Here is a 26,415-nt window from a genome sequence, read left to right as displayed (position 1 = left end):
CGCTCCTCCTACCGCGCCGGACGCCTCTGGGCCACCGCGATGCGCAAAAAAGGCCGCGAAATCCCCGCCCACCTGGCCCACATCGCCGAAGGCATCCAGGACTCCGGCACCACCCGCCAGGAAGCCCGCACCCTCCTCGCACACCACGCATAGCACGTCGGCTAAAGCACGGTCAAAGGACCGGACCCCGGACAAATCCGGCGTCCGGTCCTTTGGCATAAATCACGTAGAATTAAGGCACTATGGCGAAATCCCCTGATCCCAGCAACTCGACAACATCGGCTGCCGACGCTCCCAAACGCGGCTTGTTTTCCCGCAAGCCCAAGGAAGCCAAGGCCAAGAAGCCGAGCCAGCTGAAGCAGATCGGCGAGGTCTTCAAGATGACCCGCCGCAATGACCCCATCGTCGTGTGGCTCATGCTTCTGGCGTTCCTTGGCGTCATTGCTGTCAGCCTCGTCGTCGGGCTCCTCCTGAACAACTGGGTCACAGGCCTGATCATCGGCATCCCCTTGGGGCTGCTGGCAGCTGTCTTCATCCTGTCGCGCCGCGCGGAACGTGCGGCGTTCGCGCAGATCGAGAACCAGCCCGGAGCTTCAGGTGCGGCTTTGGGCACCCTGCGCCGCGGCTGGATCACCGAAGACCAGCCGGTCGCCGTCAACCCGCGCACCCAGGACGCTGTCTTCCGCGCCATCGGCCGTCCCGGCGTCGTGCTTGTCAGCGAAGGACCGTCGCACCGCGTCAAGCCGCTGGTTGACGCCGAGCGCAAGAAGCTCGCACGTATCCTGCCGAACGTCACCATTCACGTGATCGAAAGCGGCCGTGGCGAAGGCCAGGTGCCCATCAGCCAGATCGCAAAGACCATGAACAAATACAAGAACGAGCTCACCAAGGGTGAGGTCGGTGCTGTCAGCAAGCGGATCTCGTCGCTCGGCAACCGCCTGCCGATCCCCAAGGGCATCGACCCCTACAAGGCACGCCCTGACCGCAAGGCAGCACGCGGACGCTAACCAAGACAACAGCCGCCCGTTCCTGGAATCTCCAGGAACGGGCGGCTTTTTTGTCCGCGCAAAAATTACATCCGAATGAGGATTGTGTTCATGGCCCTGTCGTGGAGGCCACGCTGGTCGGGATCGAAAACAACCGCGGGAATCACCAGGCACAGGAGGATCGTCCTGACCAAGGCAGCCAGGGGTCCTGCCTGTGCTCCCCCGAGCCGTACTACGTGGATGCCGGCAACCCGGTGTCCGATGCTATAGCCCAGCGTGCCGATGAGAAGGATCTGCTCCACGGCAAACACGGCAAGCGTCGCCCACTGGTTGCCGCCGAAGGCAAAGTTGCTGATCACCAGGGCAATGACCCAGTCAATGCAGATTGCCAGGATGCGACGGCCGGCCCGGGCCATCGAGCCGGGGCCGGACTCCGGCAGGCCGAGCCGTGCTCCCGGGTACTTGGAGATTCCGGACGTGTCCGGCCCTGTGAGCCATGAACCAATATCTTTACGATCAACCACGCTTCAAGCTTACGGCTTCACCATCGCACGCCCGACGGCGAGAGGTTGCGCCGGTGGGATGTCAGCTGTGTTCACAAGGAAACAGACACACAGGCGTAAGACATAGACTGGCACTGCAGTAGACCAGTAGCGTTTACACGGCAGGCAGTTCTGTAACCTGCTCGAAACAATACCGACACTCCGGGGAAATCCCATTTCCCTATGGTTGGAGAAGTTGCTAGCCGCCGCATCAGGGATACTTTTTTGTTTCCCTGCTTTCGGTTTGCGCTGGACCAGACGGCCCGAGGGGCCTGTTACCTGTTATGCGTTAGGAGCATAGATGTTCAAGACTGCGGACGAAGTCCTCAAGTTCATCAAAGACGAAGATGTTAAATTCGTCGATATCCGCTTCACCGATCTTCCGGGCGTCCAGCAGCACTTCAATGTGCCGGCCAAGAGCGTCGACGCTGACTTCTTTGTCAACGGCCAGCTCTTTGACGGATCTTCCATCCGCGGTTTCCAGGGCATCGCCGAGTCCGACATGCAGCTCATCCCGGACGTCACCACGGCCTTCATCGACGCCTTCCGCATCGAGAAGACCCTCGCGCTGAACTTCTCCATCGTGAACCCGCGCACTGGCGACCCGTACCACCGCGACCCCCGCGGCGTTGCCGAAAAGGCCGAAGCTTACCTGGCCTCAACCGGCATTGCTGACACGGCATTCTTTGCTCCCGAAGCCGAGTTCTACGTCTTCGACAACGTCCAGTTCGAATCCTCCCCGCAGGGTTCCTTCTACAAGGTCGACTCGATTGAAGCCCCTTGGAACACGAGCCGCGAAGAAGAAGGCGGAAACCTCGGTTACAAGACCCCCTTCAAGGGCGGTTACTTCCCGGTATCGCCGGTTGACCACCAGGCTGACCTCCGCGACGCCATGTGCCTCGCCCTGGACGAAGCAGGCCTCGAAGTCGAGCGCTCGCACCACGAAGTCGGCGCCGCTGGCCAGGCTGAGATCAACTACAAGTTCACCACTCTGGTGCACGCTGCCGACGACCTGCAGAAGTTCAAGTACGTCATCAAGAACACCGCGTGGGAGTACGGCAAGTCCGTAACCTTCATGCCGAAGCCGATTTTCGGTGACAACGGCTCGGGCATGCACTGCCACCAGTCCCTCTGGAGCAACGGCGACCCGCTGTTCTACGACGAGAAGGGTTACGCCGGACTGTCCGACACCGCACGCTGGTACATCGGCGGCCTGTTGAAGCACTCCTCTGCTGTGCTCGCCTTCACCAACCCCACGGTCAACTCCTACCGCCGTCTGGTCAAGGGCTTCGAAGCTCCGGTCAACATGGTGTACTCGCAGGGCAACCGCTCGGCCGGCATCCGCATCCCGATCACGGGCTCCAACCCGAAGGCCAAGCGCATCGAGTTCCGCGCTCCGGACGCCGCCTCCAACCCGTACCTGGCGTTCTCCGCCCAGCTCATGGCTGGCATCGACGGCATCCGCAACCGCATCGAGCCCCCGGCTCCGATCGACAAGGACCTGTACGAACTGCCCGCAGAGGAAGCCAAGGACATCCCCAAGGCTCCGGGCTCCCTTGAGGAAGCCCTCGAGGCACTGCGCGAGGACAACGAGTTCCTGCAGGCCGGCGGCGTCTTCACCCAGGACCTGATCGACACCTGGATCGAGTACAAGTACGAGTACGAGATTCGTCCGCTGTCGCTGCGCCCGAACCCCTACGAGTTCGAGCTCTACTACGGCGTCTAGCAACACCGCACGAGGCAAATGAAGGGCCACGGTTCATTTTGTGAACTGTGGCCCTTTTCCTTTTAACGTCCTCGGACTCGGGCCCACAAAAAAGAACGGCTGTGTCCGATAAGACACAGCCGTTCTTTGGTAAAGGCCCCGGATCGCCGGGGCCGGACCCCCAATATTCCCTACACCCGCCGGCGCCCGCTAATCAACCTGAAGAGGAAGACGATAATCGCCAAGACGATCAGTATCGGGGCGATCCAAAGAAGGAATCCCAGGGCCTTGACAGTTCCGCCAATGATAAAGAAAACGATCGCGATGACCGCGACGATTCCGAGGATGACATTCATGATGTACCTTCCGTTTCAGTCGTAAACATTCTGATGATTGCCTTTATCGCTGTGCAAACCTCAGCAACCTTACTGTAAGTAAGCTTATTATCCCAATCGGCCAAGACCCACCTTCCCCGCCTGACCCTCGCTCACATATAGCCGCTCTTCCTGAACCCCCGCTCACATATAACCGTTCTCCCCCAATCCCGCGCTCACAAAAAATAGGTAACCTGCCCACCTTGAAGTCATAACTGCAGGAGCGTTGACCAGATGGACGGCGCAAGTGAGCGAGCGTCCCGCCAAGCACCGATATAAGTGGGCGAGCGTCCCGCCAAACGCCCATATAAGTGAGCGAGCGTCCGTGCCCTGTCGCCGACGTGGATGCCGTGGTACGTTCAGCGTGATCAGGATGCTCAAGAGAGTCCTCATCCCTTCCGGCTCCTGACGCAACTTCTGAAAGCGGAGGCATACGATGACAACCTTGATGATCTTCCATGAGGTCGACGACGTTGAGCACTGGCTCAGCTCACCAAAACGGGAAGAAATCTTCGGACCCATGGGCATTACGGTTCGGACGTTCGCAGACCCGGCAAAAACCAACCGTGTTGGCCTGATCGTCGAAGTCCCGGACATGGAAACATTCCAGCGAATGATGGAGTCCGAAGTTGCGGCCGACGCCATGAAGTTCGACGGCGTGCGCCCGGAAACAATCCTGACGCTCGTCGAGTCCTAGTTACGGCCTAGGCGCCGAAACCCCGGAACATCGTCCATTGCGGACCGGCGGAACCACCCAAGTATCTGCCTGTCTGGAGAAAACCCGCCTTTGCGTACGCGGCTTTGGCGGCGGGATTGCGTTCGTTGACTGAAAGTACGACGCCGGTCTGCCCGCCGCCCAGCCTCGCTGTCAGCTTCAGCGCTTCCCGGGCAGCAGCTGCAGCCGATAGGGAGCCCAGGCCCCTCCCCTGTCGCGCCTGGTCGATCAGGAACCCACGCAGGAGCCAGGCGGAATCGTCGTCGGGCCATCCCGCCAAGGTCGCGGCACCGGCCTGCAGGGTGAATACTCCGACGGCGGCACCGGCCGCTTCGATCACGTACGGCAGGCGGCTTTCATCTTCGAGGCCCATGAGCATCATCTTGAACGGGTCCCCGACAAAGTCTTCCTGCCCCGCGGCCAATTCCATCACTGCGACGTCGCCGAGGGTGATGGCGCGGGCATCGTCGTCGAGATCCTTCAAAGGAATGAGCCACACGGTTTCCAGCATCCTTCGAGCTTAGCCGTCTCCGCACTCCGCGAAACGGCCTGGCTGGAGCTCACTGGCCGTAGAAGTCCTTCTCAAACACGGCCCGGGTCCGCCGGCTCAGGCGCAGATAATCTTCCTCGAACACCGCGGCTTGCCCAGGAGCGTAACCACACCATCTGGCAACGGCCTCGAGATCCCTGCGGGAGGCAGGGAGGACATCGGAGGCGCGCCCGGTGCAAATCACATTCGCCGAGCGGATACGGCTCGCGAGCCGCCAGGCTTCGCGAAGCAACACGATGTCGCTCCTGTCGATCAAGCCCAACGACTCAATCGCGTCGAGGGCCTGCAGCGTGGAAGTCGTCCGGAGTTGCGGATGCTTCCCTGCGTGTTGGAGCTGGAGCAGCTGCACAAGCCATTCGACGTCACTGAGTCCGCCCCTGCCGAGCTTTACATGCCTGGCCGGATCGGCGTTTCTCGGGAGCCGTTCGGACTCGACGCGTGCCTTGACGCGTCGGATCTCACGTACATCGGTCTCCGCGAGCGATTCCGGGTAACGGATCGGGTTGATGAGCCGGAGGAACTCCGCGGCCAAATCGTCGTTGCCGGCCATTGGCTGGGCCCGCAACAGCGCCTGGGCTTCCCAGATGAGGGACCACCGCCGGTAGTATTCCGCGTATGACTCGAGGGAACGGACCATGGCCCCGTTCTTTCCCTCGGGACGCAGATCGGCGTCGACACTAAGGACCCGCTCCGCCTGGATGGCCGGTTTGAGGGGTTGGGTCAGCAAGGTGGAAATGTGCCCCACGATGGCAAGTGCTTGTTGCTGGGCTTCGGATTCACTCGCCTCGGGAAGAGCGCGATGGACGTACATGACGTCGGCGTCGGAGCCGTAGCCGATCTCGCGTCCGCCTTGCCTACCCATGGCAACCACCAACACCTGAGTCTTGAGGGGTCCATCGGAGGCCACGATGGCCTCGGCGACGTGCAAGGCGCCCAGAACCGCGGCCCGGTCGGCATCGGCCAATGCCGCGCCCACCGCATCTTGTTCCAGGAGGCCTGAGCTATCTGCGATGGCGATCCGGAGGATTTCCCGGCGCCGGATGAGCCGGATGAGCCGCATCGCGTTCGCGGGATCGGCGTGGCGCGACATCTTGGACTGGATTTCCTGCCACTGCGCTTCGAAGCTAAGCGGCATGAGTTCCTTGTCGGCACCAAGCCACGCAACGGATTCCGGGGAAACCTCCAGGAGATCGGCGATCAACCGCGAGTTGGAGAGCACGTGGCAAAGCCGCTCGGCCGCCGCTTTCGAGTCCCGGAGCATCCCGAGATACCAATGGGTCGTTCCGAGGGTTTCGCTGACGCGGCGGAAGGCGAGCAGTCCGGTGTCGGGGTCTACACCTTCGGCGAGCCAGCCGAGAAGGATGGGAAGCAGTTGCCGCTGCAGCGCGGCGCGGCGGCTGACACCCGCAGTGAGGGCCTCGATGTGGCGCATGGCCCCTTGCGGGTCACGGTAACCGAGTGCCGCAAGCCGGCCTTGGGCGGCCTCCGGAGTGAGCCGGGCGTCTTCGGTGCTCAGCTTCGCGGCAGTATTGAGCAGCGGCCGGTAGAAGATCCGATCGTGCAGTTCGCGAACGGAGCGTTTGGTCTTCTGCCAGGTTTCGATCAGGGCGTCCGGATGCGGCCTGCCCGTTGAAAAGGGCCCCAGGACGGCCTTTGCGAGGAACCGCAAAGACTCCTGGCTCGTAGGCATGAGGTGGGTACGGCGCATCTGGAACAACTGGATGCGGTGCTCAAGAACCCGCAGATAGCGGTAAGCGGCGTCGAAGGCAGCGGCGTCCACACGGCCGATGTAGCCACCCGCGGAAAGCGCGGATATCGCCGACGTCGTGTCCCGGCACCGGAGCGTTTCATCGGACTTTCCGTGGACGAGTTGCAGGAGCTGCACCGTGAACTCGACATCGCGCAGGCCGCCGGGACCGAGTTTGATCTGGCGCTGTTCTTCCGCCGGAGCGATGTTGTTCGTCACCCTGCGGCGCATCGCCTGCACCGATTCCACGAATCCTTCCCGGCCGGCCGAAGCCCACACGAGCGGTTGGACGGCCTGCTCGTAACGCGAACCCAGATCCTTGTCTCCCGCGATGGTCCGCGCCTTGAGGAGTGCCTGGAACTCCCAGCTTTCAGCCCATTTCGCGTAGTAGCTCAAGTGCGAGGGCAACGTCCTGACGAGGGGACCCGATTTCCCCTCGGGCCGCAGGTTCGCGTCGACCTCCCACAGCCCGGGTTCGGATCCCGTGGACGAAATGGCACGGGAGATTCCGGCCGCCAAGGCTGTACCGATGGTCGCAGCCTCGGCGTCCTCCAGGTCCGGCGCCTCGATCACGTAGATGACGTCGACGTCGGAAATGTAGTTGAGCTCCCGGGCCCCGCATTTGCCCATGCCGATGACGGCCAGCCCAACGCCGGCAATATCGGCAGGATCGAAAGTCGCCGCGGCTTCTGCCCTGGCAACCGCCAGTGCCGCCTCTATCGCCGCACCGGCGAGGTCGGCCAATTCAGCGCCGACGGCCGGCATGAAGTCCTGGGGACTGGCGGCGCAGAGGTCCTTGATAGCCAGCTCGGTGAGCCCGCGACGGTAAGCCGTCCGGAGGGCGGTGTAGGCGCTGGCTCCCTTCATCGAGGCAACGGGCCTGGGCGAATTGGGGTCTGCCTTCACCGATCGGAGCAGCTTCGTCCGAAGCTCACGGGGGTCGGCGGACAACGGTTCCGGGCTGACGCGGACATCGAAGACGTCCAGGTGTTCCGGATGCCTGATCAGGAACTCCCCCAAGGCTTCGGAGGCCCCCAGCAAGCGGTAAAGCGGCTCACTGCGATCCGGGTGCTCCCCCGCGAGCTGCCTGAGTGAGGGATGCTTCTCAATCAAACGGACGAGCGACTGGAGCGCGGTGTCCGGGTTGGCGCTCAGGTGCAGGCCGGCAAAGATCGTGTCCTGGTCGATGCCGTCGAGTTCACGCGCGGCAAGGAACCGTTCGCCCTTTTCAAGATCGCTGAAACCGGCCGAGATGAGCCGGCGGGCCAGGCTCACACTCACAGCCTAGAGAATGCCGAGATTGCGCTTGAGCTCGTAAGGTGTGACCTGGAGCCGGTAGTCCTGCCATTCCGCACGCTTGTTGCGCAGGAAGTGGTCAAAGACCTGTTCGCCGAGGATGTCCGCTACGAGTTCCGAATCCTCCATGGCGCGGATGGCATCGTGGAGGCTGGCGGGCAGCGGAGTGTGGCCCATCGCCTTGCGCTCGGCCGTGGTCAACGACCAAACATCATCTTCCGCGGCGGCCGGAAGGTCGTAGCCTTCCTCGATGCCCTTGAGCCCGGCACCCAGCAACACGGCGTAGGCAAGGTACGGGTTGGTGGCGGAGTCAATTCCGCGGTATTCGATCCGCGCGGACTGGCCCTTACCTGGTTTGTAGAGCGGCACACGAACCAGGGCGGAGCGGTTGTTGTGGCCCCAACTCAGGTAGCTCGGCGCTTCGCCGCCGCCCCAGAGGCGCTTGTACGAATTGACGAACTGGTTGGTGACTGCGGTGAATTCCGGCGCGTGGTGCAGGATACCGGCAATGAACTGGCGCGCGGTCTTGGACAACTGGAATTCCGCGCCGGCCTCGTAGAAGGCATTGGTGTCGCCCTCGAACAGCGAGAAGTGCGTGTGCATGCCTGAACCCGGGTGGTCGGTGAAGGGCTTTGGCATGAACGTGGCGTAGGTGCCCTGCTGCAGGGCCACTTCCTTGATGACCGTGCGGAAGGTCATGATGTTGTCGGCCGTCTGGAGGGCATCCGCGTACCGGAGATCAATCTCGTTCTGGCCGGGTCCGCCTTCGTGGTGGCTGAACTCCACGGAGATGCCCACGGATTCAAGCATGGTGACGGCAGTGCGACGGAAGTCCTGTGCCACGCCGCCGGGCACGTGATCGAAGTAGCCGCCCTCGTCAACCGGTACAGGAACGCCGTTGGCGTCGAGGTCCTGGGACTTGAGGAGGTAGAACTCGATTTCAGGATGCGTGTAGCAAGTGAAACCCATGTCAGCGGCCTTGGCGAGGGTGCGCTTGAGCACGTTGCGGGGGTCGGCGGCCGACGGCTCGCCGTCGGGGGTCAGGATGTCGCAGAACATCCTGGAGGTCTGCTCGGTTTCACCGCGCCACGGGAGGATCTGGAACGTGGAGGGGTCCGGCTGGGCCAGCATGTCGGATTCGAACACCCTGGCGAGGCCCTCGATAGCCGAGCCATCGAAACCCAGGCCTTCTTCGAAGGCGCCTTCCACTTCTGCCGGCGCAAGTGCCACCGATTTCAGGGAACCGACGACGTCGGTAAACCACAAGCGTACGAAGCGCACATCACGCTCTTCGATAGTTCGCAGAACGAACTCTTGCTGGCGGTCCATGGGGCCTCATTTCCGGGTCAACGTCCATGCCGCGGGTTCGGGGTTCGAAGCCGACGACAACTCAGCATTCACTCTACTAAGCATTGGCCCGGATTGGCTGCACCCGCGATTCGCGTAACACAGCGTTTACAAATGTGAGGCTCCTCATGCGCCGGTGGCTAGGACGGCCGGTACCGCATACGCTCTATTCATGGCCCCAAGCAACAGTTCCGATTCCAGCATGCCCGCCGAAATTCCCGCGCCTTACGGAACCGGACCTGCCGCTGCAGGTTCCGGGGCTTCAGCGGTTGCTTCAACGCCGAAGCCCGCCGCCCGGATCCGCACCCATCACCTGCAACAGGCCAAGGCCAAGGGTGAGCGCTTTGCGATGTTGACCGCCTACGAGCAATACACGGCTGAAATTTTCGACCAGGCCGGCATCGAGGTGTTGCTGATCGGCGATTCGGCCTCCAACAACGTCTTCGGGAACGAAACCAGCCTCCCGGTGACCGTCGACGAACTCCTCCCCTTGTGCCGCGCAGTGGCCCGATCCGCCAAGCGTGCCTTGGTTGTGGCCGATCTTCCCTTCGGCAGCTACGAAGTGTCTCCGGAACAGGCAGTGGCAACAGGCGTGCGCTTCCTGAAGGAAGGCCTGGCACACGCCGTCAAGATCGAAGGCGGCGCGTTCTATGCGGGAACCGTGCGGGCCATGGTCCAGGCAGGCATTCCCGTCATGGCGCACATCGGCTTCACGCCCCAGAGTGAACACTCGCTGGGCGGCTACCGCGTCCAGGGCCGGGGAGATGACGCCGAGCGCCTCGTCGAAGACGCCGTTGCCCTCGCAAATGCCGGAGCGTTCTGTGTACTCATGGAGATGGTTCCCGCGGAAACCGCGGCCGCCGTCGATGCAGCCATTGACGTGCCGACCATCGGAATCGGCGCAGGCAACGCAACCACGGGACAGGTCCTGGTGTGGCAGGACATGGCCGGACTGCGCGGCGGCAAGATGGCCAAGTTCGTCAAGCAATATGCGGATCTGCGCACCACCCTGAGCGAAGCAGCGAAGGCGTACGCAGACGACGTCAGGTCCGGCCAGTTCCCGGGCCCGCAACACTCCTTCTAGGACCTGAGCCGGCCCTCGTCGCCGCTAGTCCTCTTCGTCTTTGTCCCAGGCTTCGTTGCGGGCCTTGACCTTTTCGAGGGCATGCTCAGCTTCCTCGCGGGTCTTGTAAGGACCGATCAACTGGGACCAGTCGGACAACGCGTCCTCTTCGATTTGGTGTGTCTGAACGTTGTACCAGAACTCCGCCACGGTTTCTCCTTTGCGAATCCCGCCGTAAGCTCGGCGGGGCCGATTGCCCTTCGTGCGGGCCGATATTTAGCTACTTAGTTACTTGCGTCTCGTGCGGCCCTTATATGATCAATCTATGCCTTCTCCCGCTCTGACCGCACCCATCGGCACGCTCACCCGTGGAACCGTCAGCCCACAGCTGCCGGTACCGGCGTCCATCCCGCGTCCGGAGTACGTCGGCAAGCCTGGACCGGCGAAGTTCACCGGTTCAGAGGTCAAATCGGCGGAAACCATCGAGAAGATCCGCATCGCCAGCAAAATCGCGGCCCAGGCGATCGTCGAGGTCGGCAAGCACATCGAGCCGGGGGTCACGACGGACCAGTTGGACCGGATCGGCCACGAGTTCATCCTGGGCCACAACGCCTACCCGTCAACTCTTGGCTACCGGGGCTTCCCCAAGTCCCTGTGCTCCTCGCTCAACGAGGTCATCTGCCATGGCATTCCGGACAGCACCGTCGTCCAGGACGGCGACATCCTGAACATCGACATCACGGCCTACATCAACGGCGTCCACGGAGACACGAACTACACCTTCCTGGTGGGAGACGTCGACGACGAGTCGCGGCTTCTCGTTGAACGCACCAGGGAGTCGCTCAACCGGGCCATCAAAGCCGTAGCGCCGGGCCGCGAAATCAACGTGATCGGCCGGGCTATCCAGTCCTACGCGAAACGTTTCGGCTACGGCGTGGTCCGCGACTTCACCGGCCACGGCGTCGGCGAGGCCTTCCACACGGGCCTGATCATCCCGCACTACGACGCCGCGCCGGCCTACAACACGGTCATCGAAGCCGGCATGGTCTTTACGATTGAACCCATGCTCACCCTCGGAACGGTCGAGTGGGACATGTGGCCCGATGAATGGACCGTAGTCACCCGCGACCACAAGCGGACCGCGCAATTCGAACACACCCTGTTGGTCACCGAGACCGGCGCCGAAATCCTGACTCTTCCTTAAGCTCGCCGGAAGGTCACCCGCAGCCGTTCGTGCTGCGACATGCCCACCCCTCCTGCCATGAACGGAAACGCATTGACCAAGAAGGATGAGAAGATCCACAAGAACGGCCCGCTGATCGGCATCGACGTCGGTGGCACCGGCATCAAGGGCGGCATCGTCGATCTCAAAAAGGGCAAGCTGCTCGGGGACCGCCTTCGTATCCCGACACCGCAGCCTGCCACTCCCGAAGCCGTCGCCGAAGTGATCGCACAGATCGTCGAAGAATTGTCGGCCCGCGAGGATGCCCCCGCCAAGGGTTCGCCCGTGGGAGTCACCTTCCCCGGAATCATCCAGCACGGCGTAGTCCGCTCCGCCGCCAACGTGGACAAGTCCTGGCTCGACACGGACATTGATTCGCTGCTTACCAAGCGATTGGACCGTCCCGTCGAGGTCATCAACGATGCCGACGCAGCCGGACTCGCTGAAGCCCGCTACGGCGCGGGCGAAGGCGTCGACGGCACGGTCCTGGTCATCACACTCGGCACAGGCATCGGCTCAGCCTTTATCTTCAACGGGCACCTCGTGCCCAACGCCGAGCTCGGCCACCTCGAAGTGGACGGCCACGACGCCGAAACGAAGGCATCCGCCGTGGCACGTGAACGCGACGGCTTGAGCTGGGAAGAGTACAGCGTGCTGCTGCAGCGCTATCTCTCCCACGTCGAGTTCCTGTTCTCCCCGGAACTCTTCATCATCGGTGGCGGTATTTCGAAGCGTTCGGACGAATACTTCCCCCACCTGAATCTGCGGACCCGCATCGTCACTGCGGAACTGAAGAACGACGCCGGAATCGTGGGGGCCGCGCTTGACGTCGCCCTCCACCACAAGCTCGCCAAGTAGTACGGCAGCCTTCAGGATGGACGACGGCGTGCCCGACGTCGCGATTGTCACCGGCGCGAGCCGGGGCATCGGCGCTGCCATAGCCCTCAGGGCAGCGGCAGCGGGGTACGCCGTCGTCGTCAACTACTCCACGGACTCCGACGGCGCACGGAACGTTGCAGCGGAAATCCAGGCCAATGGCGGAACGGCCTGTAGCGTACAGGCCGACGTCAGCGACCCCTCGCAGGTTATCGCGCTCTTCGACGCTGCGGCCTCCTTAGGCAGGGTCACCTCGGTGGTCAACAACGCCGGCATCACGGGCAACCTCATCGGCAATCTCATTGATGTGCCGAGCGAAACGATCCGCCGCGTCATGGACGTCAACGTCAACGGATTGGTCTTCGTCTGCCAGGAAGCTGTTCGACGCCTATCCACCGAGAGCGGCGGGCCGGGCGGCTCCATTGTCAACGTTTCCTCGACCGCGACCAAAGCGGGTTCACCCGGCACGTGGGCGCACTACGCGGCGAGCAAGGGCGCTGTTGACGTCCTGACGGTGGGCCTCGCGTCCGAAGTAGCGAAACAGGGTATCCGGGTGAATTCCGTGGCGCCCGGAAGCACCAACACGGGATTGCACGCGGCCGCTGGGATGCCCGACCGTGTGGAACGGCTCAACCCGGGGATCCCCATGGGCCGGGGCGCAGAACCTGATGAGGTGGCCGCCGCCGTGTTGTGGTTGATGTCCGACGACGCCGGTTACATCACCGGAGCCGTGCTGCCGGTCTCGGGCGGACGGTAGAAATGGTGCCGGTAGTGGCTGCGGCTTCCCCTCCGCTGCCACCACCGGAGCTAGATGGGGCTCTTCTCGGAGCTCTTGCCCTTGGCGATTTTCGCCGCATTCGCGGCCGCTGCGCTTTCGGCTTCGTGGCGGAGCAGCGAAATGGCCGATTCGAAGTCCTCAAGCGATTCGAAGGCCTGGTAAACGCTGGCAAATCGCAAGTAGGCGACTTCGTCGAGTTTCTGGAGTGGTCCCAGGATGGCCAGGCCGACCTCGTGGGCGTCGATTTCAGCCGCACCGGAAGATCGGATATTTTCCTCGACTTCCTGGGCCAGCATCGCGAGGTCGTCCTCAGTCACGGGACGCCCCTGGCAGGCCTTCCGAACGCCGTTGATGATCTTGATCCGGCTGAAGGGCTCTCCCACGCCGGAGCGTTTGATGACAGAAAGGCTTGTGGTCTCCACGGTGGTGAACCGGCGTCCGCACTCGGGGCACTGACGCCGACGGCGGATGGCTGAGCCGTCGTCGGCCATTCGACTGTCCACAACGCGTGAGTCGGGGTTTCGGCAGAACGGACAATACACGCTGGGCCTCCCCTGTTTGGTTCCGGCTCCCCTGTCCCACGGCGGAATCGGCCGGGGACGCAAACTGGTGCCGGAAGTTTGACTTCCGGCACCAGTTTACGGCTACATAAGGCCTAATGACAAGACTGTAATTACTATATGTAGTGGTTGTTACCCATACATGTAGTGGTTTAGGGCCCCGCGAAACGAATCTTGACGGCGTCGCCGTGGCCTGGAAGGTCTTCGGCGTCGGCGAGGCTCACGATGTGTTTGCTGACTTGTTCCAAGGCAGCCTTGTCGTAGTTGATCACCTGGACGGCGCGAAGGAATGTTGTCACGTTCAGTCCGGAAGAGAAGGCTGCTGTACCGCTCGTGGGCAAAACGTGGTTGGAGCCTGCGCAGTAGTCTCCGAGGCTGACCGGGCTGTAGTCCCCTACGAAAATCGCGCCAGCGTTGCGGATCCTTGCGGCCACCGCGGCCGCGTCCGCCGTCATGATTTCCAAATGTTCTGCCGCGTACGCATCGCAGACCGCAATGCCCTGCTCGATATCGTCTACCAGCACCACGCCTGACTGTGGGCCCGACAATGCCGTGGTGACTCGCTCACCGTGCTTCGTGGTTCCTGCCTGCACCGCTAGTTCCCGCTGTACTGCGGAGGCGAGTTCCTCGGAATCGGTGATAAGGACAGACGCCGCCTTGGGGTCGTGCTCGGCCTGGCTGATGAGGTCCGCAGCCACGAGCTCCGGACGGGCGGAAGCATCAGCCAAGATGGCGATCTCGGTAGTGCCGGCCTCGGAGTCGATCCCCACGACGCCTTTCACAAGCCGCTTGGCGGTGGCGACGAAGATGTTTCCGGGACCGGTCACGACGTCCACGGGCTCGATGGGCTGATCGTCGGCAGCCCCGGGGATACCGTAGGCAAAGGAAACAATCGCCTGGGCCCCTCCGATGGCATACACCTCGTCAATGCCGAGCAAAGCGGCCGCGGCCAGGATGGTGGGGTGGGGCAAGCCTCCGAAGTCCTTCTGGGGCGGAGACGCCAAAGCGATCGAGGCGACCCCGGCAGCCAGCGCCGGAACGACGTTCATGATCACCGACGACGGGTAGACGGCCAGGCCGCCGGGAACATACAGTCCCACTCGGCCCACCGGCACCCAGTTCTGGCTGACGACGGCGCCGTCCCCCAGTTCCACATCGACGTTCGCGGGCCGTTGGCCGTCAGCAAAGCGCCGGGCACGGCTGATGGATTCCTCTAGGGCCGCGCGGACTGACGGATCCAGGTTCTCAAGGGCTTCAGCAAGGGCGGCGGCCGGCACGCGCGGGTGGGACTGCTCCACGCCGTCGAACGCCAGCGCGAACTCCCCGAGCGCCTCGAAGCCGCGGGAACGGACGGCGGCAATGATATCCAGGACCTTTTGCTCGGCGTCCGCCATGGTCTGATGCTTCGCCCGGGGCACCACGGCACGCAGCTCCGCCAGGGTCAGGGATCGTCCGCGCAAGTCAATGCGGCGGAAGTCCAGGGACTGGGCGGCGGTTTCGGCAGGATTCTCCGGAGAAATGGTCACCAGATCATTTTACGGGTCGAGCGGCGGTGCCTCCGGCTGCCTTCCCATCAAGCTGAAAAGAGTCAGCAGGAATGTCACAAGGGCCGTCGCCCCCGGCCAAAGCAAGAGTGCCGTCGTCGACCGCAACGAGAAGCCGTCGGTTCCGCTTGAGGCGGGACCCCACCAGTGCGCAGCCAGCAACCCCACCTGCCAAGCCACCAAGGCCCCCACCGCACCACCTAGGACTGCCAGGAACGTGCGGATGCCGTGGCCCGGCTTCCGGACCTTGCTGTCGAGCAAAACTGCCGTGAAACAGCCGGAAAGCAGCAGAAGCCCGGCCAGGACCAAGTCCCTCGGGAGCCGCCCCGCCGAGGTAGTGGGATCGGCGAGGGCAGGATTTCCGGAGACCACGTTGAGGCCGCCGGGAGCCAATAGCCACCATGCAAGACCCAGCCCGATTCCCGATGCGGCAGGCACGGCGAGCCATAGCCACCATTTGCGGTGTCGCGTGTCCGTACCCGTGCCCGGGTCCGTGTCCTTCGTCGGGCCGGAGTCGAGAAGGTTCGATGTTGGCTTCGTCATGACACAAACATTAACAAACGTTTCTGGAGGCTCAACAAGCAAGCGCCGGGCCGGGCAGCGGAATACGCTGATTCCACCAGCGTTATTACCACTAGCTCACGCAGGAGATCGGCAAAGTGGCCTCGGACAATTCGGCTTTTGAAGCGACATTCAAGCAAATGTTCCGCCGGCATGCCGCGGGGGTGGCCATCATCACTGCCGACCTCAACGGCAAGCCTTTCGGCTTCACGGCGACGTCCGTGGCTTCGCTGTCGGCCGAGCCGCCACGCTTCACGTTCAACATGTCCCGCAGTTCCAGTTCCTGGCCGGCGGTGGCGAATTCGACGTATATCGGCCTGCACATGCTCGGCCTTGAGAACCAGGCCCTCGCAGACCGCTTCGCCCGCACCCAGGAACGGTTTGAGGGCGATCACTGGGAACCGGGCCCGTTCGATGTCCCCATCCTCAAGAACGTCGCCGGCTGGTTGATCGGCAAGATCCAGATGCGCCTGTCCTTCGAAAACAACGCGATCGTAGTGGTGGAGGTTGTCGACGGACTGGTCGGCGAGGAGGATACTCCCCTGCTTTACCATTCGGGTTCCTATGGCCAGCCGGTTCCGATCGATTATGAGATCTAGTTAAGGCACGAGATCCAGCGTCACCGGCGGCTGTTCAGGAAGCTGGGCTCATCAACTGTCCAGGCAGGTCGGGCCGAGAAGTACCTTGAGATCACCGAAAAGCGACGGAGTGGGATTCACGCGCAGGTGCACGGGCAGGCCCATGACCTCGACCTTGGAGTCACCTTGCAGGTGGAGCCGGACCTCGGAGTTTCCCCGGTGGGTGGTCAAAACATCGCGAAGATCAGTGACGACGGCCTCGGTTGCCTTGTAGGTGGGCATCGTGATGACGAGGGGACCGTTGGTGCTTTCGCTCAGGTCCGGAACCGAGAGCTCCATGCAGTTCAAGGTGACCGCACCGTCGTCGCGCCGCTGCAGGCGGCCCTTGACCACCACGATCAGGTCCTCCGCGAGGACCGAGGCGATGGGGCCGTAGACCTGGCCGAAGAACATGACTTCGATGGAACCGCCCAGGTCTTCGATTTCCGCCCGCGCGTAGGCGTTGCCGCTTGCCTTGGCAATCCTGCGGCTGAGCGAGGTGATCATGCCCGCAATGGTGACGATGGCGCCGTCGTGCGGTCCGTCTTCTCCCAGGATTGAAGTGATCGACTGCTCGGCGTGCTGGCTCAACACGCCCTCGAGCCCTTGCAGTGGATGGTCCGAGACGTAGAGTCCGAGCATGTCACGCTCGAAGGCGAGCTTGTCTTTCTTCTCCCATTCCGGCAGGTCCGGGATCTCCGTGCTCAGGGAGGCTTGCGGCTCCTGGTCCTCGAATCCGGCGAAGAGATCGAACTGGCCGATCGCCTCATTGCGTTTGAGCGTGATGACCGAATCGATCGCTTCTTCGTGCACCATCGCCAGCGCACGGCGGTGATGGCCGAGGGAGTCGAACGCACCGGCCTTGATGAGGGACTCGATGGTGCGCTTGTTGCAGACCACCGCCGGAACCTTCATGAGGAAGTCCTTGAAGGAGGTGTAGGCGCCCTCGCTCGCCCGGGCCGCCACCATGGCTTCCACGACGTTGACGCCGACGTTGCGGATAGCCCCCATTCCGAAGCGGATGTCGGTTCCGACAGGGGTGAAGTTGAGGCTTGACTCGTTGACGTCCGGCGGCAGGACCGTAATGCCCATGCGCCGGCATTCATTGAGGTAGATGGCCGATTTGTCCTTGTCGTCGCCCACGGAAGTGAGCAGGGCGGCCATGTATTCGGGAGCGAAGTGGGCCTTCAGGTACGCGGTCCAGTAGGAAATGACCCCGTACGCGGCGGAGTGCGCCTTGTTGAAGGCGTAGTCGGAGAACGGGAGCAGGATGTCCCACAAGGTCTTGACGGCATCCATGGAATAGCCGTTGTCCTGCATGCCCTGGGAGAAGCCGGCAAACTGCTTGTCCAGTTCGGATTTCTTCTTCTTGCCCATGGCGCGCCGGAGGATATCGGCCTGACCAAGTGAGTAGCCGGCCAGCTTCTGGGCCACGGCCATGACCTGCTCCTGGTACACGATCAGGCCATACGTTCCACCGAGGATTTCGGAGAGCGGTTCCTCGAGCTCCGGGTGGATCGGGATGACGTCCTGGATCTTGTTCTTACGCAGGGCGTAATCCGTGTGGGCGTTGGCGCCCATGGGACCCGGCCGGTACAGCGCCAACACGGCGGAGATGTCTTCGAAGTTGTCAGGCTTCATGAGCTTGAGCAGCGACCGCATAGGCCCGCCGTCGAGCTGGAAGACTCCCAAAGTGTCGCCGCGCGCCAGCAACTCGTACGACGCCGGATCGTCCAACGACAGGTGCTCGAGATCGAGGTCGACGCCTCGGTTCATCTTGATGTTTTCCAGGGCGTCGGAAATGATCGTCAGGTTCCTCAAGCCGAGGAAGTCCATCTTGATCAGGCCAAGGCCTTCGGACGTCGGGTAATCGAACTGCGTGATGACCTGGCCGTCCTGGATGCGTCGCATGACAGGAATGACGTCGATGATGGGGTCCGAAGACATGATGACACCCGCGGCATGCACGCCCCACTGCCGCTTCAGCCCCTCAATGCCCAGCGCGGTCTCGAAGACCTTGGCGGCCTCCGGGTCCGTGCTGATGAGCTGGCGGAAGTCTCCGGCCTCGCCATAACGCTTGGCCTCGGGGTTCTGGATGTCCGCCAGCGGGATGTCCTTGGCCATCACGGCCGGCGGCAGGGCCTTGGTGAGCTGTTCACCCATGCTGAACGGGTAGCCGAGCACACGGGAGGAGTCCTTGAGCGCCTGCTTGGTCTTGATGGTGCCGTAGGTGACAATCATGGCCACGCGCTCGTCGCCGTACTTCCGGGTGACGTAGTCGATGACCTCGGAACGGCGACGATCATCGAAGTCGACGTCGAAGTCGGGCATGGACACGCGGTCCGGGTTGAGGAAGCGCTCGAAGATCAGGCCGTGTTCCAGCGGGTCGAGGTCGGTGATGCGCATGGCATACGCCACCATGGAACCCGCACCCGAACCACGGCCCGGGCCCACCCTGATTCCGTTGTTCTTGGCCCAGTTGATGAAGTCGGCCACCACCAGGAAGTATCCCGGGAAGCCCATGGACGTGATGACCTCAAGCTCATAGTCGGCTTGCTTCCGTACCTTGTCCGGGACGCCGTTCGGGTAGCGGTAGTCGAGCCCCGTGGCTACTTCCTTGACGAGCCATGATGTCTCGTCCTCGCCGGGAGGACAAGGGAACCGCGGCATGTAGTTCGCGCCCGTGTTGAAGGACACTTCGCAGCGCTCTGCGATCAGCAAAGTGTTGTCGCAGGCTTCGGGATGGTCGCGGAACAACTCGCGCATCTCCTGCGGTGACTTCAGGTAGTAGCCGCTGCCGGAGAACGCAAACCGCGAGCCGCCGTTGTCATAGGTGGGCTCGAGCAGCGTGGAGCCCGACTGGATAGCCAAGAGGGCCTCGTGCGCCTTCGCGTCATGCTCATGCGTGTAGTGGAGGTCATTGGTGGCCACAAGCGGAAGCTTCAGTTCCTTGGCCAAACGCAGCAGATCGCCCGTGACCCGCCGTTCGATGTCCAAGCCATGGTCCATCAGTTCGCAGAAGTAGTTTTCCGCACCGAAGATGTCGCGGAACTCGGAAGCCGCGGCCAGCGCCTCCCGGTACTGCCCGAGCCGAAGGCGGGTCTGGACTTCACCGGAGGGGCAACCGGTGGTGGCGATCAGGCCTTCGGAATACGTGTTCAGCAACTCCCTGTCCAAGCGGGGCCATTTGCCGAACACCGAGTCGAGCGAAGCAATCGAGGATGCCCGGAACAGATTGCGCATGCCGACGTTGTTGTAGCTCAACAACGTCATGTGGGTGTAGGAACCACCACCGGAAACGTCATCCTTGCGCTGGCCCTCGTCGCCCCAGCGAACGCGCTCTTTGTCGCCGCGCGCCGTGCCCGGCGTGACGTAGGCTTCGACGCCGATGATCGGCTTGATGCCTTTGTCCGTGGCCTTCTTCCAGAAATCGAAGGCACCGAACAGGTATCCGTGGTCCGTGGTGGCCAGCGCAGGCATGCCCAGCCGCTCGGTCTCGTCGAACAACTCAGTGAGACGTGCCGCACCATCCAGCATGGAGTATTCGGTGTGGGTGTGCAGATGGACGAACGAGTCATTGCTGGAAGTCACCACGACAGTCTACCGGCAGGGCCCGCGCAGTTGGAGTGGCGCGCTGGAAGCGTGGATCCGCCTATGCGTTACCGCTTTCAAGGAGCTCCAGCGCGTACTGCAGATCCGCCGGATACTCGCTGGTGACTTCCACCCATTCGCCGGTCCGGGGGTGGTTGAAGCCAAGCCGCCGCGCGTGCAGCCACTGCCGGGTAAGACCCAGGTTGGCAGCCAAACGCGGGTCCGCCCCATAGGTCAGATCGCCGGCGCAAGGGTGCCTGAGGGCCGAGAAATGAACCCGGATCTGGTGTGTCCTGCCTGTCTCAAGGTGAATTTCCACGAGGGTCGCCTTGCCATAGGCCTCGAGGACTTCGTAGTGCGTCACGGAGGGACGGCCATCCTCGATCACCGCGAAACGCCAATCATGCCCCGGGTGGCGCCCGATGGGCGCGTCTATGGTGCCCTCCAGTGGATCCGGCAGGCCCTGGACCACTGCGTGGTACACCTTCTCCACCGTGCGTTCCTTGAAGGCCCGCTTGAGCACCGTGTAAGCCTGTTCGCTCTTGGCCACGACCATGACGCCGGAGGTTCCGACGTCGAGACGATGGACGATGCCGGCACGTTCAGGCGCGCCGGACGTTGAGATCCGGTATCCCGCACCGGCAAGGCCACCCACCACGGTAGGGCCGACCCAACCTGGGGACGGGTGCGCCGCCACGCCAACAGGCTTGTCGATGACGACAAAGTCGTCATCGTCCAACAGGATATTCAGGCCTTCCACGACTTCCTCCACGACTTCCAAGGGATCCCGGCGTTCCGGAACGGTGACTTCCAGCACGGACCCGGCAACGAGTTTCGCCGATTTGCCCAGCGTGCTTGCCGAAATGGTGACGTTGCCCTCGGCGATCAGCAAGGCGGCCGCGGAGCGGGAGATATCCATCAGTTTCGCCAAGCCTGCGTCGGCCCTGGCCCCGCCCAACTCATCAGGCACCACGAATTGCTCAGGCATCGCCCGGATCCTCACCTTCCGGCGTGCCGGACTTGTCCGGCGCCGAACCGGCGGAGTGGTGGCGGGAGCCATCGAGCCCGATCCCCCGCAAAGTCAGCAGGCAGATAATCACGACGCTGGAAACCACCGCAGAGTCGGCGATGTTGAAAATAGCGAAGTTGGGCAACTGGATGAAGTCCACGACGTGGCCCATGGCAAAGGATGGCTCGCGGAAAAGACGGTCCGTGAGGTTTCCGAGCGCACCACCAAGCAGCAGGCCGAGTGCCAGGGACCACCAGACTGACCCCAATCGACGCACTTGGAAAAGGATCACCACTGAAACGGCCGCCATGACGATCGTGAAGACCCAGGTGACGTTTTCACCGATGGAGAACGCAGCGCCCGAGTTTCGGATGTAGTACCAGTGCAGGAGAGGAGGAAGGACGGGAATCCGCTCGCCTTCAACCATGGTGCTGGTGACCCAGAGTTTGGTCAGTTGATCGAAGGCGTACGCGAACACGGCGAAGGCTGCAAAGACCCAAAGCAGTGCGGGACGCCACGTATGGGCTTTGATGCGGACCGGCTCCGTGATGCCGTTCGTTCGTTCTGTGCCGTCAGTTTGTTCGTCGCTCATAGTACTTTCATTCGGTAACCGTGGCTTCTGCGCCTTAACAGGCGAAAGCCGGTGGCCGAGGAATCCCCAGCCACCGGCTTTCAGAATACTTGCTAGACCTCTGCGGCGGCTTCGCCGACCTCAGGAGCCGCAACTGAGCCGCGGGCATCCAGGTCACGCAGCTGGCCTTCGATGTAGGCCTTCAGGCGGGAGCGGTAGTCGCGCTCGAAGCCGCGGAGCTGCTCCACCTTGCGTTCGAGAACGCTGCGCTGCTGCTCGAGGGCACCGAGGATCTTGCGGGACTTGTCCTGCGCGTCGTTGACGAGGCTGGAAGCTTCGATCTGTGCCTCGGCAATGATCTTTTCCTTCTGCTGCTCGCCATCGGCCACGTGCTTGTCGTGCATCTGCTGAGCCATGGCCAGCAGACCGGCTGCGGATTCGGCGGAGGGAGAGCCGGCCGAAGGTGCGGCCGGAACCGGAGCGGCGGCAACAGCCGGCTCCTTCTTCTTCTCAGCCTCGGCCTTCGCTTCGGCTTCCGCCTTGGCCTGTGCGTCCTTGTCGGCCTTCACCGGTGCGGGCACCTTCTCGACCACGGGTGCCGATGCCGCGCTGGCAGCCACTGGGTTTCCGGCTTCGCCGAGCTTCTTGCGCAGCTCGTCGTTCTCTTGGTTCAAACGCCTCAGCTCGACGACGATTTCGTCGAGAAAGTCGTCGACCTCGTCCTGGTCGTAGCCTTCGCGGAACTTGGTCGGCTGAAAGCGCTTGTTGACAACGTCTTCTGGCGTCAAAGCCATCTGGTCACCTCGTTGGTCTAGTTAGTCAGTAGGCCTTCCGGCCGTTCAAAACTACGGTACCTAAATATCATCTGATTCCCCCAATTCAACACCACCGTGTTGGGTCGGAGATTGCAGCCCACTCGCCGACGATACAGATTGACGGAAAATGGCCTGCGGAAAAGCTACGCCAGCGTGTAGACGAATCCCATCGCGATGCTGACGACAATAAACACGATGAGGAATGCAAGGTCAAGGGACACCCCACCAAGCTGTAGTGGCGGGATCAGCCGGCGGATCCGTTTCAAGGGCGGATCAGTCACGGAATAGACCACGTGCGCGGCAACCAGGGCTCCGCCACGGGGGCGCCACTGCCGCGCAAACATCTGCACCAGATCGAAAACGAGCCTGATGACGAGGGTGACCAGGAACAGCAGCAATGCAATGTACAAAAGGCCGAAAACTATGCCCACGGGTTAGCTCAGATCTCCTAGTTCGCCACTTTGCTCGGTCAGTCCCTCTATTGCAACACAGATGCCAGGCAGATCGCTCTGCCTGGCATCCCGTGATGACTGTGCTAGCTCTGGTTGAAGAACGTTGCTTGGGCTTCGCTGACCTTCTTGTCGTCGCCAAGAACTTCGACGTACGACGGCGACAACAGGAAAACCTTGCTGGTGACGCGCTCAATGCTGCCATGGAGTCCGAAGACCAACCCGGCGGAAAAATCGACGAGGCGCTTGGCATCTCCCTCGCCCATGTCGGTGACGTTCATGATCACGGGGATGCCGTCCCGGAAACTTTCGCCGATGATCTTGGCGTCATTGTAGGAACGGGGATGGACGGTGGTGATCTGCCTCAGTCCGGAGGCGTCTTCGCGGCTAGATGCCGCACGCTTGATAGGTGTCACGGGTGCGCGGTATTCCTCTTCGGCGACAGGGGGGACTTCACGAACTACTTCACGTACAGGTGCAGGGGCGCGGCGCTCTTCACGATTGTGGTCAACAGACCGGTCCTCGTCCGCGTGCTGCATGTGCTGCTCAGACTCGTAGTGTTCATCGCCATCGGCGAGCCCAAGATAAACCATTGTCTTGCGCAATGCGCCAGCCATGCTGGACTCCTATCGTGTCTGCAGTAGGCGGGCCGCCCATGACTTGACATCGCTGAAATCCCGGCCCGTCGCTTCCAATACTTTGACGCTACCCCACCCGCGGACGCGAACCGAGAATATCCGAGCCAATTCGCAGGTGTGTCGCACCAAATTGAACGGCGGCTTCGAGGTCCTGGCTCATCCCGGCGGATATCCCCACGGCGTCCGGATACAGCCTCCGCAAATCCCGTGAAATGGCAGCGAGTTTCTCGAACGCTTCCTCCGGGGGCGCGCCGAGCGGCGCGACGGCCATCACTCCGGCCAGGCGCAGCCCGGCGGCGGTGGCGATGGATTCGGCGAGGCGCTCGACGTCGGACGGAGCGGCACCGCCGCGGTGGGCGCCGCCGTCGTCCTCAAGGCTGACCTGGATGTAGCAGTCAAGGTCCTGCCTGCCGGACTCGGATTGCTGGCGGGCAACAGCCTTGGCAAGGGCCTCGGCGAGTTGCGGACGGTCGATCGATTGCACGGAAAACGCGTATTTCGCTACGGATTTGGCCTTGTTGCTTTGCAGTTGACCGATAAAGTGCCAACGCACCGGGAGTCCGGCCAGCTCGGCAGACTTCGCGGCCGCTTCCTGGTCGCGGTTTTCGCCGACGTCGGTCACGCCAAGTGCCGCCAGCCGGGCTACGTCAGCTGCGGGATGGAACTTGCTGACGACTATCAGTTGCGGCTCTTCGCTTCGCCCGGCCGCCGCGGTTGCCGCCGAAATCCGTTGGCGTACCGCGGCGAGCCGTTCGCGCAGCTTGGCGGTCCGTGGATCGCCCGCGGCGCTTTCCGCTGTCGGGAAATTCTCACTCATGCGTCCACACCAAACCTGCAAATCGGCCCGTTTGCTGATTGCGCCTATACGAGTAAAGCCGAGCAGTCTCCAGCGTGCACTCCCCCGAGTACTCGACCGTGACGCCGAGGGCCTCCAGCTGGGCGCGCACACCTGCGGGCAGATCCAGTGCCGGCGTACCCCAGGAGGTTGTGGACCAGGTTTCCGGGACCGCGGCAGCTACGTCCGTCCGCAATTGTTCGGGAACTTCGTAGCATTCACCGCAGATGGAAGGGCCCACCCAGGCGCTGATGGTCGCCGCACCTTGGCTTCGCATATTGACCACAGTGGCCGAAACGATGTCCGCGGCAACCCCGGGCCGGCCGGCGTGGACCACAGCAAGGACCGGATCGGATTCGTCCTCCCCTTCGCCCAATAGCACGACGGGGACACAATCGGCCACCATGACCGCAAGAGGCTGTCCCCTGGACACCATGGCGTCGGCCGTCGGTCCGTCCCCGTGCACGGAGATGAATTCGACGGCTTTTCCGTGGACCTGGTTCATGTATTGGAAATGGCGTTCGCCGAGCCCCGCTGCTGCTTCCAGCCGGACCCGGCGCGCCATGACATCGTCAGGATTGTCCGCCACATGCAGTGCAAGGTTGCCCGCATCGTCATCGGAGAAGGCAACCGAAATTCCGGGCCGCACTTCTTTTCGCCACCAAAACACTACTGGCTAACTCTCCTGGGTGGGTTTGAATAGACCTGCTACTTCAGGAAGTCCGGAACATCGAGGTCGTCGGTGCGGCTTCCCGAAAGGTCCGGTTCGACGACGGCCGGGAGGTCGACGTCGAAGCCCGAGTCAGCCGGCAACGCCGAAGGGCGCTGCTGGCCCCAGTTACTCAAGCCGGAAGCGCCGACGCCGGCGGAAACGTGCTGCGGCGTGGAATAGGCCGGTGCAGCTGACGGTGCAGGACGATCCGGGGCCGCCGGGGCCTGGTGCTGACCGGGCTGCTGGGCAGCAGACTGGTTCATTGACGGTGATGTGGCCTTGACGTCGTCAAAACCAGCGGCGATGACCGTGACGCGTGCTTCGTCACCCAGGGCGTCGTCAATGACGGCACCGAAGATGATGTTGGCTTCGGGGTGGGCCACTTCCTGTACGAGCCTTGCGGCTTCGTTGATTTCGAACAGACCCAGGTCCGAACCGCCCTGGATGGAGAGCAGGACGCCGTGGGCGCCATCGATCGACGCTTCCAGCAGCGGCGAAGCGATGGCGAGTTCTGCGGCCTTGACAGCGCGGTCCTCGCCGCGCGCTGAGCCGATACCCATCAGCGCGGAGCCTGCGCCCTGCATGACCGACTTGACGTCGGCGAAGTCGAGGTTGATCAGGCCCGGGGTGGTGATGAGGTCCGTGATGCCTTGGACACCGGACAGGAGTACTTGGTCAGCGGAACGGAAAGCGTCCAGGACGGAGACGTTACGGTCGCTGATGGACAGGAGGCGGTCGTTGGGAATGACGATGAGGGTATCGACTTCGTCGCGCAGGGCGTCGATTCCAGCCTCGGCCGAACCGGCGCGCCGGCGGCCTTCGAAGGTGAAGGGCCGCGTGACGACACCGATGGTCAGGGCGCCGAGCGAGCGGGCGATCCGGGCCACGACGGGGGCGCCGCCGGTTCCGGTGCCGCCGCCTTCGCCTGCGGTGACGAAGACCATGTCGGCTCCGCGGATAACCTCTTCGATCTCATCGGCGTGGTCCTCGGCTGCTTGGCGTCCGACGTCGGGGTTGGCGCCGGCTCCCAGACCGCGTGTGAGCTCGCGTCCGACGTCAAGCTTGACGTCGGCGTCGCTCATGAGGAGAGCCTGGGCATCGGTGTTGATGGCGATGAACTCGACGCCGCGGAGGCCGACTTCGATCATTCGGTTAACTGCATTCACGCCACCGCCGCCGATGCCGACGACCTTGATGACGGCCAAGTAATTCTGCGGTGCTGCCACGTTTCGTGCCCCTTGCTTGTGTCCTATAGCGAAACAGATCGAGTCCAACTTGAATTCTTGGACCTTAACCCTCTAGTTGAAGGTTA

At 62.6% G+C, this 26,415-nt stretch carries 26 protein-coding genes and 1 pseudogene; 10 read left to right on the top strand and 17 right to left on the bottom strand.

Annotation, left to right across the window (positions count from 1 at the left end):
* Positions 1-153, top strand: a pseudogene (locus AB4074_RS19320) (lipoyl synthase); the annotation flags it as partial.
* 89 nt (positions 154-242) lie between these two features.
* A complete protein-coding gene (locus AB4074_RS19315; RefSeq protein WP_441414823.1) occupies positions 243-1,007 on the top strand; it encodes a DUF4191 domain-containing protein in 765 nt (254 codons plus the stop codon).
* A gap of 65 nt (positions 1,008-1,072) precedes the next feature.
* On the opposite strand, the gene AB4074_RS19310 is transcribed toward AB4074_RS19315, so the two are convergent.
* On the bottom strand, positions 1,073-1,510 hold the full coding sequence (locus tag AB4074_RS19310; RefSeq protein WP_236816955.1) for an RDD family protein: 438 nt from the start codon (positions 1,508-1,510) through the stop codon (positions 1,073-1,075).
* A 319-nt stretch (positions 1,511-1,829) separates the two neighbouring features.
* Here AB4074_RS19310 and glnA point away from each other — a divergent pair, with 319 nt between their 5' ends.
* The 3 genes from glnA to AB4074_RS19295 all read left to right on the top strand — a co-directional run bounded on the left by glnA (position 1,830) and on the right by AB4074_RS19295 (position 4,304).
* Positions 1,830-3,254 carry a type I glutamate--ammonia ligase gene (gene glnA / locus AB4074_RS19305; protein ID WP_234753877.1) on the top strand — a complete coding sequence of 475 codons (1,425 nt, stop codon included), beginning with the start codon at positions 1,830-1,832 and terminating at the stop codon, positions 3,252-3,254.
* Positions 3,255-3,355: 101 nt separating this feature from the next.
* Positions 3,356-3,667 (top strand): hypothetical protein, encoded by a 312-nt coding sequence (locus tag AB4074_RS19300; protein WP_441414822.1) that lies wholly within the window; start codon positions 3,356-3,358, stop codon positions 3,665-3,667.
* A 376-nt stretch (positions 3,668-4,043) separates the two neighbouring features.
* The gene (locus tag AB4074_RS19295; RefSeq protein WP_284983876.1) at positions 4,044-4,304 is read left to right on the top strand and encodes a hypothetical protein; all 261 of its coding nucleotides are present in this window, start codon (positions 4,044-4,046) and stop codon (positions 4,302-4,304) included.
* Between the two features lie 7 nt (positions 4,305-4,311).
* On the opposite strand, the gene AB4074_RS19290 is transcribed toward AB4074_RS19295, so the two are convergent.
* From AB4074_RS19290 to AB4074_RS19280, 3 genes are read right to left on the bottom strand one after another with little or no spacing between them, the layout of a single operon-like run.
* Positions 4,312-4,833, bottom strand: a complete 522-nt coding sequence (locus tag AB4074_RS19290) for a GNAT family N-acetyltransferase (protein WP_441414821.1) — start codon at positions 4,831-4,833, stop codon at positions 4,312-4,314.
* Between the two features lie 49 nt (positions 4,834-4,882).
* Positions 4,883-7,894 (bottom strand): bifunctional [glutamine synthetase] adenylyltransferase/[glutamine synthetase]-adenylyl-L-tyrosine phosphorylase, encoded by a 3,012-nt coding sequence (locus AB4074_RS19285; protein ID WP_441414820.1) that lies wholly within the window; start codon positions 7,892-7,894, stop codon positions 4,883-4,885.
* Between the two features lie 9 nt (positions 7,895-7,903).
* Positions 7,904-9,244 (bottom strand): glutamine synthetase family protein, encoded by a 1,341-nt coding sequence (locus AB4074_RS19280; RefSeq protein ID WP_234753871.1) that lies wholly within the window; start codon positions 9,242-9,244, stop codon positions 7,904-7,906.
* A 190-nt stretch (positions 9,245-9,434) separates the two neighbouring features.
* Here AB4074_RS19280 and panB point away from each other — a divergent pair, with 190 nt between their 5' ends.
* On the top strand, positions 9,435-10,346 hold the full coding sequence (gene panB, locus AB4074_RS19275; protein ID WP_441414819.1) for a 3-methyl-2-oxobutanoate hydroxymethyltransferase: 912 nt from the start codon (positions 9,435-9,437) through the stop codon (positions 10,344-10,346).
* Between the two features lie 24 nt (positions 10,347-10,370).
* Here panB and AB4074_RS19270 read toward each other — a convergent pair whose 3' ends face one another.
* Positions 10,371-10,535, bottom strand: a complete 165-nt coding sequence (locus AB4074_RS19270) for an SPOR domain-containing protein (protein ID WP_345446838.1) — start codon at positions 10,533-10,535, stop codon at positions 10,371-10,373.
* Positions 10,536-10,650: 115 nt separating this feature from the next.
* On the opposite strand from AB4074_RS19270, the gene map reads away from it, so the two are divergent.
* The 3 genes from map to AB4074_RS19255 all read left to right on the top strand — a co-directional run bounded on the left by map (position 10,651) and on the right by AB4074_RS19255 (position 13,180).
* Complete coding sequence (gene map, locus AB4074_RS19265; RefSeq protein ID WP_441414818.1) at positions 10,651-11,529, top strand: type I methionyl aminopeptidase; 879 nt, start codon at positions 10,651-10,653, stop codon at positions 11,527-11,529.
* 72 nt (positions 11,530-11,601) lie between these two features.
* Positions 11,602-12,405, top strand: coding sequence for a polyphosphate--glucose phosphotransferase (gene ppgK / locus AB4074_RS19260; protein WP_272909619.1), 804 nt, complete (start codon positions 11,602-11,604; stop codon positions 12,403-12,405).
* 16 nt (positions 12,406-12,421) lie between these two features.
* Complete coding sequence (locus tag AB4074_RS19255) at positions 12,422-13,180, top strand: SDR family oxidoreductase (RefSeq protein ID WP_441414829.1); 759 nt, start codon at positions 12,422-12,424, stop codon at positions 13,178-13,180.
* 50 nt (positions 13,181-13,230) lie between these two features.
* Here the strand turns inward: AB4074_RS19255 and nrdR are convergent, their stop codons facing one another.
* The 3 genes from nrdR to AB4074_RS19240 all read right to left on the bottom strand — a co-directional run bounded on the left by nrdR (position 13,231) and on the right by AB4074_RS19240 (position 15,848).
* On the bottom strand, positions 13,231-13,743 hold the full coding sequence (nrdR, locus tag AB4074_RS19250) for a transcriptional regulator NrdR (protein WP_441414817.1): 513 nt from the start codon (positions 13,741-13,743) through the stop codon (positions 13,231-13,233).
* A gap of 170 nt (positions 13,744-13,913) precedes the next feature.
* Positions 13,914-15,287: a histidinol dehydrogenase gene (gene hisD / locus AB4074_RS19245; protein ID WP_441414816.1), complete on the bottom strand. Its 1,374-nt coding sequence runs from the start codon at positions 15,285-15,287 to the stop codon at positions 13,914-13,916.
* Positions 15,288-15,296: 9 nt separating this feature from the next.
* The gene (locus AB4074_RS19240) at positions 15,297-15,848 is read right to left on the bottom strand and encodes a hypothetical protein (protein ID WP_441414815.1); all 552 of its coding nucleotides are present in this window, start codon (positions 15,846-15,848) and stop codon (positions 15,297-15,299) included.
* Positions 15,849-16,006: 158 nt separating this feature from the next.
* On the opposite strand from AB4074_RS19240, the gene AB4074_RS19235 reads away from it, so the two are divergent.
* On the top strand, positions 16,007-16,465 hold the full coding sequence (locus AB4074_RS19235; RefSeq protein WP_441414828.1) for a flavin reductase family protein: 459 nt from the start codon (positions 16,007-16,009) through the stop codon (positions 16,463-16,465).
* A 51-nt stretch (positions 16,466-16,516) separates the two neighbouring features.
* Here the strand turns inward: AB4074_RS19235 and dnaE are convergent, their stop codons facing one another.
* From dnaE to ftsZ, 9 genes are all read right to left on the bottom strand, one after another.
* A complete protein-coding gene (gene dnaE / locus AB4074_RS19230) occupies positions 16,517-20,074 on the bottom strand; it encodes a DNA polymerase III subunit alpha (protein ID WP_441414814.1) in 3,558 nt (1,185 codons plus the stop codon).
* A 61-nt stretch (positions 20,075-20,135) separates the two neighbouring features.
* A complete protein-coding gene (locus AB4074_RS19225) occupies positions 20,136-21,062 on the bottom strand; it encodes an RluA family pseudouridine synthase (protein WP_441414813.1) in 927 nt (308 codons plus the stop codon).
* Complete coding sequence (gene lspA / locus AB4074_RS19220; protein ID WP_441414812.1) at positions 21,055-21,675, bottom strand: signal peptidase II; 621 nt, start codon at positions 21,673-21,675, stop codon at positions 21,055-21,057. Before lspA ends, AB4074_RS19225 begins: the two co-directional genes overlap by 8 nt.
* 92 nt (positions 21,676-21,767) lie before the next feature.
* Positions 21,768-22,448, bottom strand: a complete 681-nt coding sequence (locus tag AB4074_RS19215; RefSeq protein WP_437773212.1) for a DivIVA domain-containing protein — start codon at positions 22,446-22,448, stop codon at positions 21,768-21,770.
* Between the two features lie 164 nt (positions 22,449-22,612).
* On the bottom strand, positions 22,613-22,900 hold the full coding sequence (locus AB4074_RS19210; RefSeq protein WP_437773211.1) for a YggT family protein: 288 nt from the start codon (positions 22,898-22,900) through the stop codon (positions 22,613-22,615).
* Between the two features lie 104 nt (positions 22,901-23,004).
* Entirely contained in the window at positions 23,005-23,535 is a 531-nt protein-coding gene (locus AB4074_RS19205; RefSeq protein WP_345446866.1) for a cell division protein SepF, read from the bottom strand.
* Positions 23,536-23,623: 88 nt separating this feature from the next.
* Complete coding sequence (locus AB4074_RS19200; RefSeq protein ID WP_441414811.1) at positions 23,624-24,373, bottom strand: YggS family pyridoxal phosphate-dependent enzyme; 750 nt, start codon at positions 24,371-24,373, stop codon at positions 23,624-23,626.
* A complete protein-coding gene (locus AB4074_RS19195) occupies positions 24,366-25,061 on the bottom strand; it encodes a polyphenol oxidase family protein (protein WP_441414810.1) in 696 nt (231 codons plus the stop codon). Before AB4074_RS19195 ends, AB4074_RS19200 begins: the two co-directional genes overlap by 8 nt.
* 38 nt (positions 25,062-25,099) lie before the next feature.
* Entirely contained in the window at positions 25,100-26,329 is a 1,230-nt protein-coding gene (gene ftsZ, locus AB4074_RS19190; protein ID WP_441414809.1) for a cell division protein FtsZ, read from the bottom strand.
* Between the last annotated feature and the right edge of the window lie 86 nt (positions 26,330-26,415).

This window comes from Arthrobacter sp. 2MCAF14 (assembly GCF_052115645.1).
Taxonomy (GTDB): Bacteria; Actinomycetota; Actinomycetes; order Actinomycetales; family Micrococcaceae; genus Arthrobacter.
Note: the sequence above shows the minus strand (reverse complement) of the source record. Positions and strands in the feature narration are given on the sequence as shown.

Excerpts from the sequence above, each read along its gene's own strand:
- AB4074_RS19255 (WP_441414829.1), top strand. The coding sequence starts at position 12,422 with ATGGACGACGGCGTGCCCGACGTCGCGATTGTCACCGGCGCGAGCCGG.
- AB4074_RS19215 (WP_437773212.1), bottom strand. The coding sequence starts at position 22,448 with ATGGCTTTGACGCCAGAAGACGTTGTCAACAAGCGCTTTCAGCCGACC.
- AB4074_RS19290 (WP_441414821.1), bottom strand. The coding sequence starts at position 4,833 with ATGCTGGAAACCGTGTGGCTCATTCCTTTGAAGGATCTCGACGACGAT.
- AB4074_RS19205 (WP_345446866.1), bottom strand. The coding sequence starts at position 23,535 with ATGGCTGGCGCATTGCGCAAGACAATGGTTTATCTTGGGCTCGCCGAT.
- AB4074_RS19240 (WP_441414815.1), bottom strand. The coding sequence starts at position 15,848 with ATGACGAAGCCAACATCGAACCTTCTCGACTCCGGCCCGACGAAGGAC.
- AB4074_RS19225 (WP_441414813.1), bottom strand. The coding sequence starts at position 21,062 with ATGCCTGAGCAATTCGTGGTGCCTGATGAGTTGGGCGGGGCCAGGGCC.
- glnA (WP_234753877.1), top strand. The coding sequence starts at position 1,830 with ATGTTCAAGACTGCGGACGAAGTCCTCAAGTTCATCAAAGACGAAGAT.
- panB (WP_441414819.1), top strand. The coding sequence starts at position 9,435 with ATGGCCCCAAGCAACAGTTCCGATTCCAGCATGCCCGCCGAAATTCCC.
- AB4074_RS19235 (WP_441414828.1), top strand. The coding sequence starts at position 16,007 with ATGTTCCGCCGGCATGCCGCGGGGGTGGCCATCATCACTGCCGACCTC.
- AB4074_RS19295 (WP_284983876.1), top strand. The coding sequence starts at position 4,044 with ATGACAACCTTGATGATCTTCCATGAGGTCGACGACGTTGAGCACTGG.
- AB4074_RS19200 (WP_441414811.1), bottom strand. The coding sequence starts at position 24,373 with ATGAGTGAGAATTTCCCGACAGCGGAAAGCGCCGCGGGCGATCCACGG.
- AB4074_RS19280 (WP_234753871.1), bottom strand. The coding sequence starts at position 9,244 with ATGGACCGCCAGCAAGAGTTCGTTCTGCGAACTATCGAAGAGCGTGAT.
- AB4074_RS19315 (WP_441414823.1), top strand. The coding sequence starts at position 243 with ATGGCGAAATCCCCTGATCCCAGCAACTCGACAACATCGGCTGCCGAC.
- map (WP_441414818.1), top strand. The coding sequence starts at position 10,651 with ATGCCTTCTCCCGCTCTGACCGCACCCATCGGCACGCTCACCCGTGGA.
- lspA (WP_441414812.1), bottom strand. The coding sequence starts at position 21,675 with ATGAGCGACGAACAAACTGACGGCACAGAACGAACGAACGGCATCACG.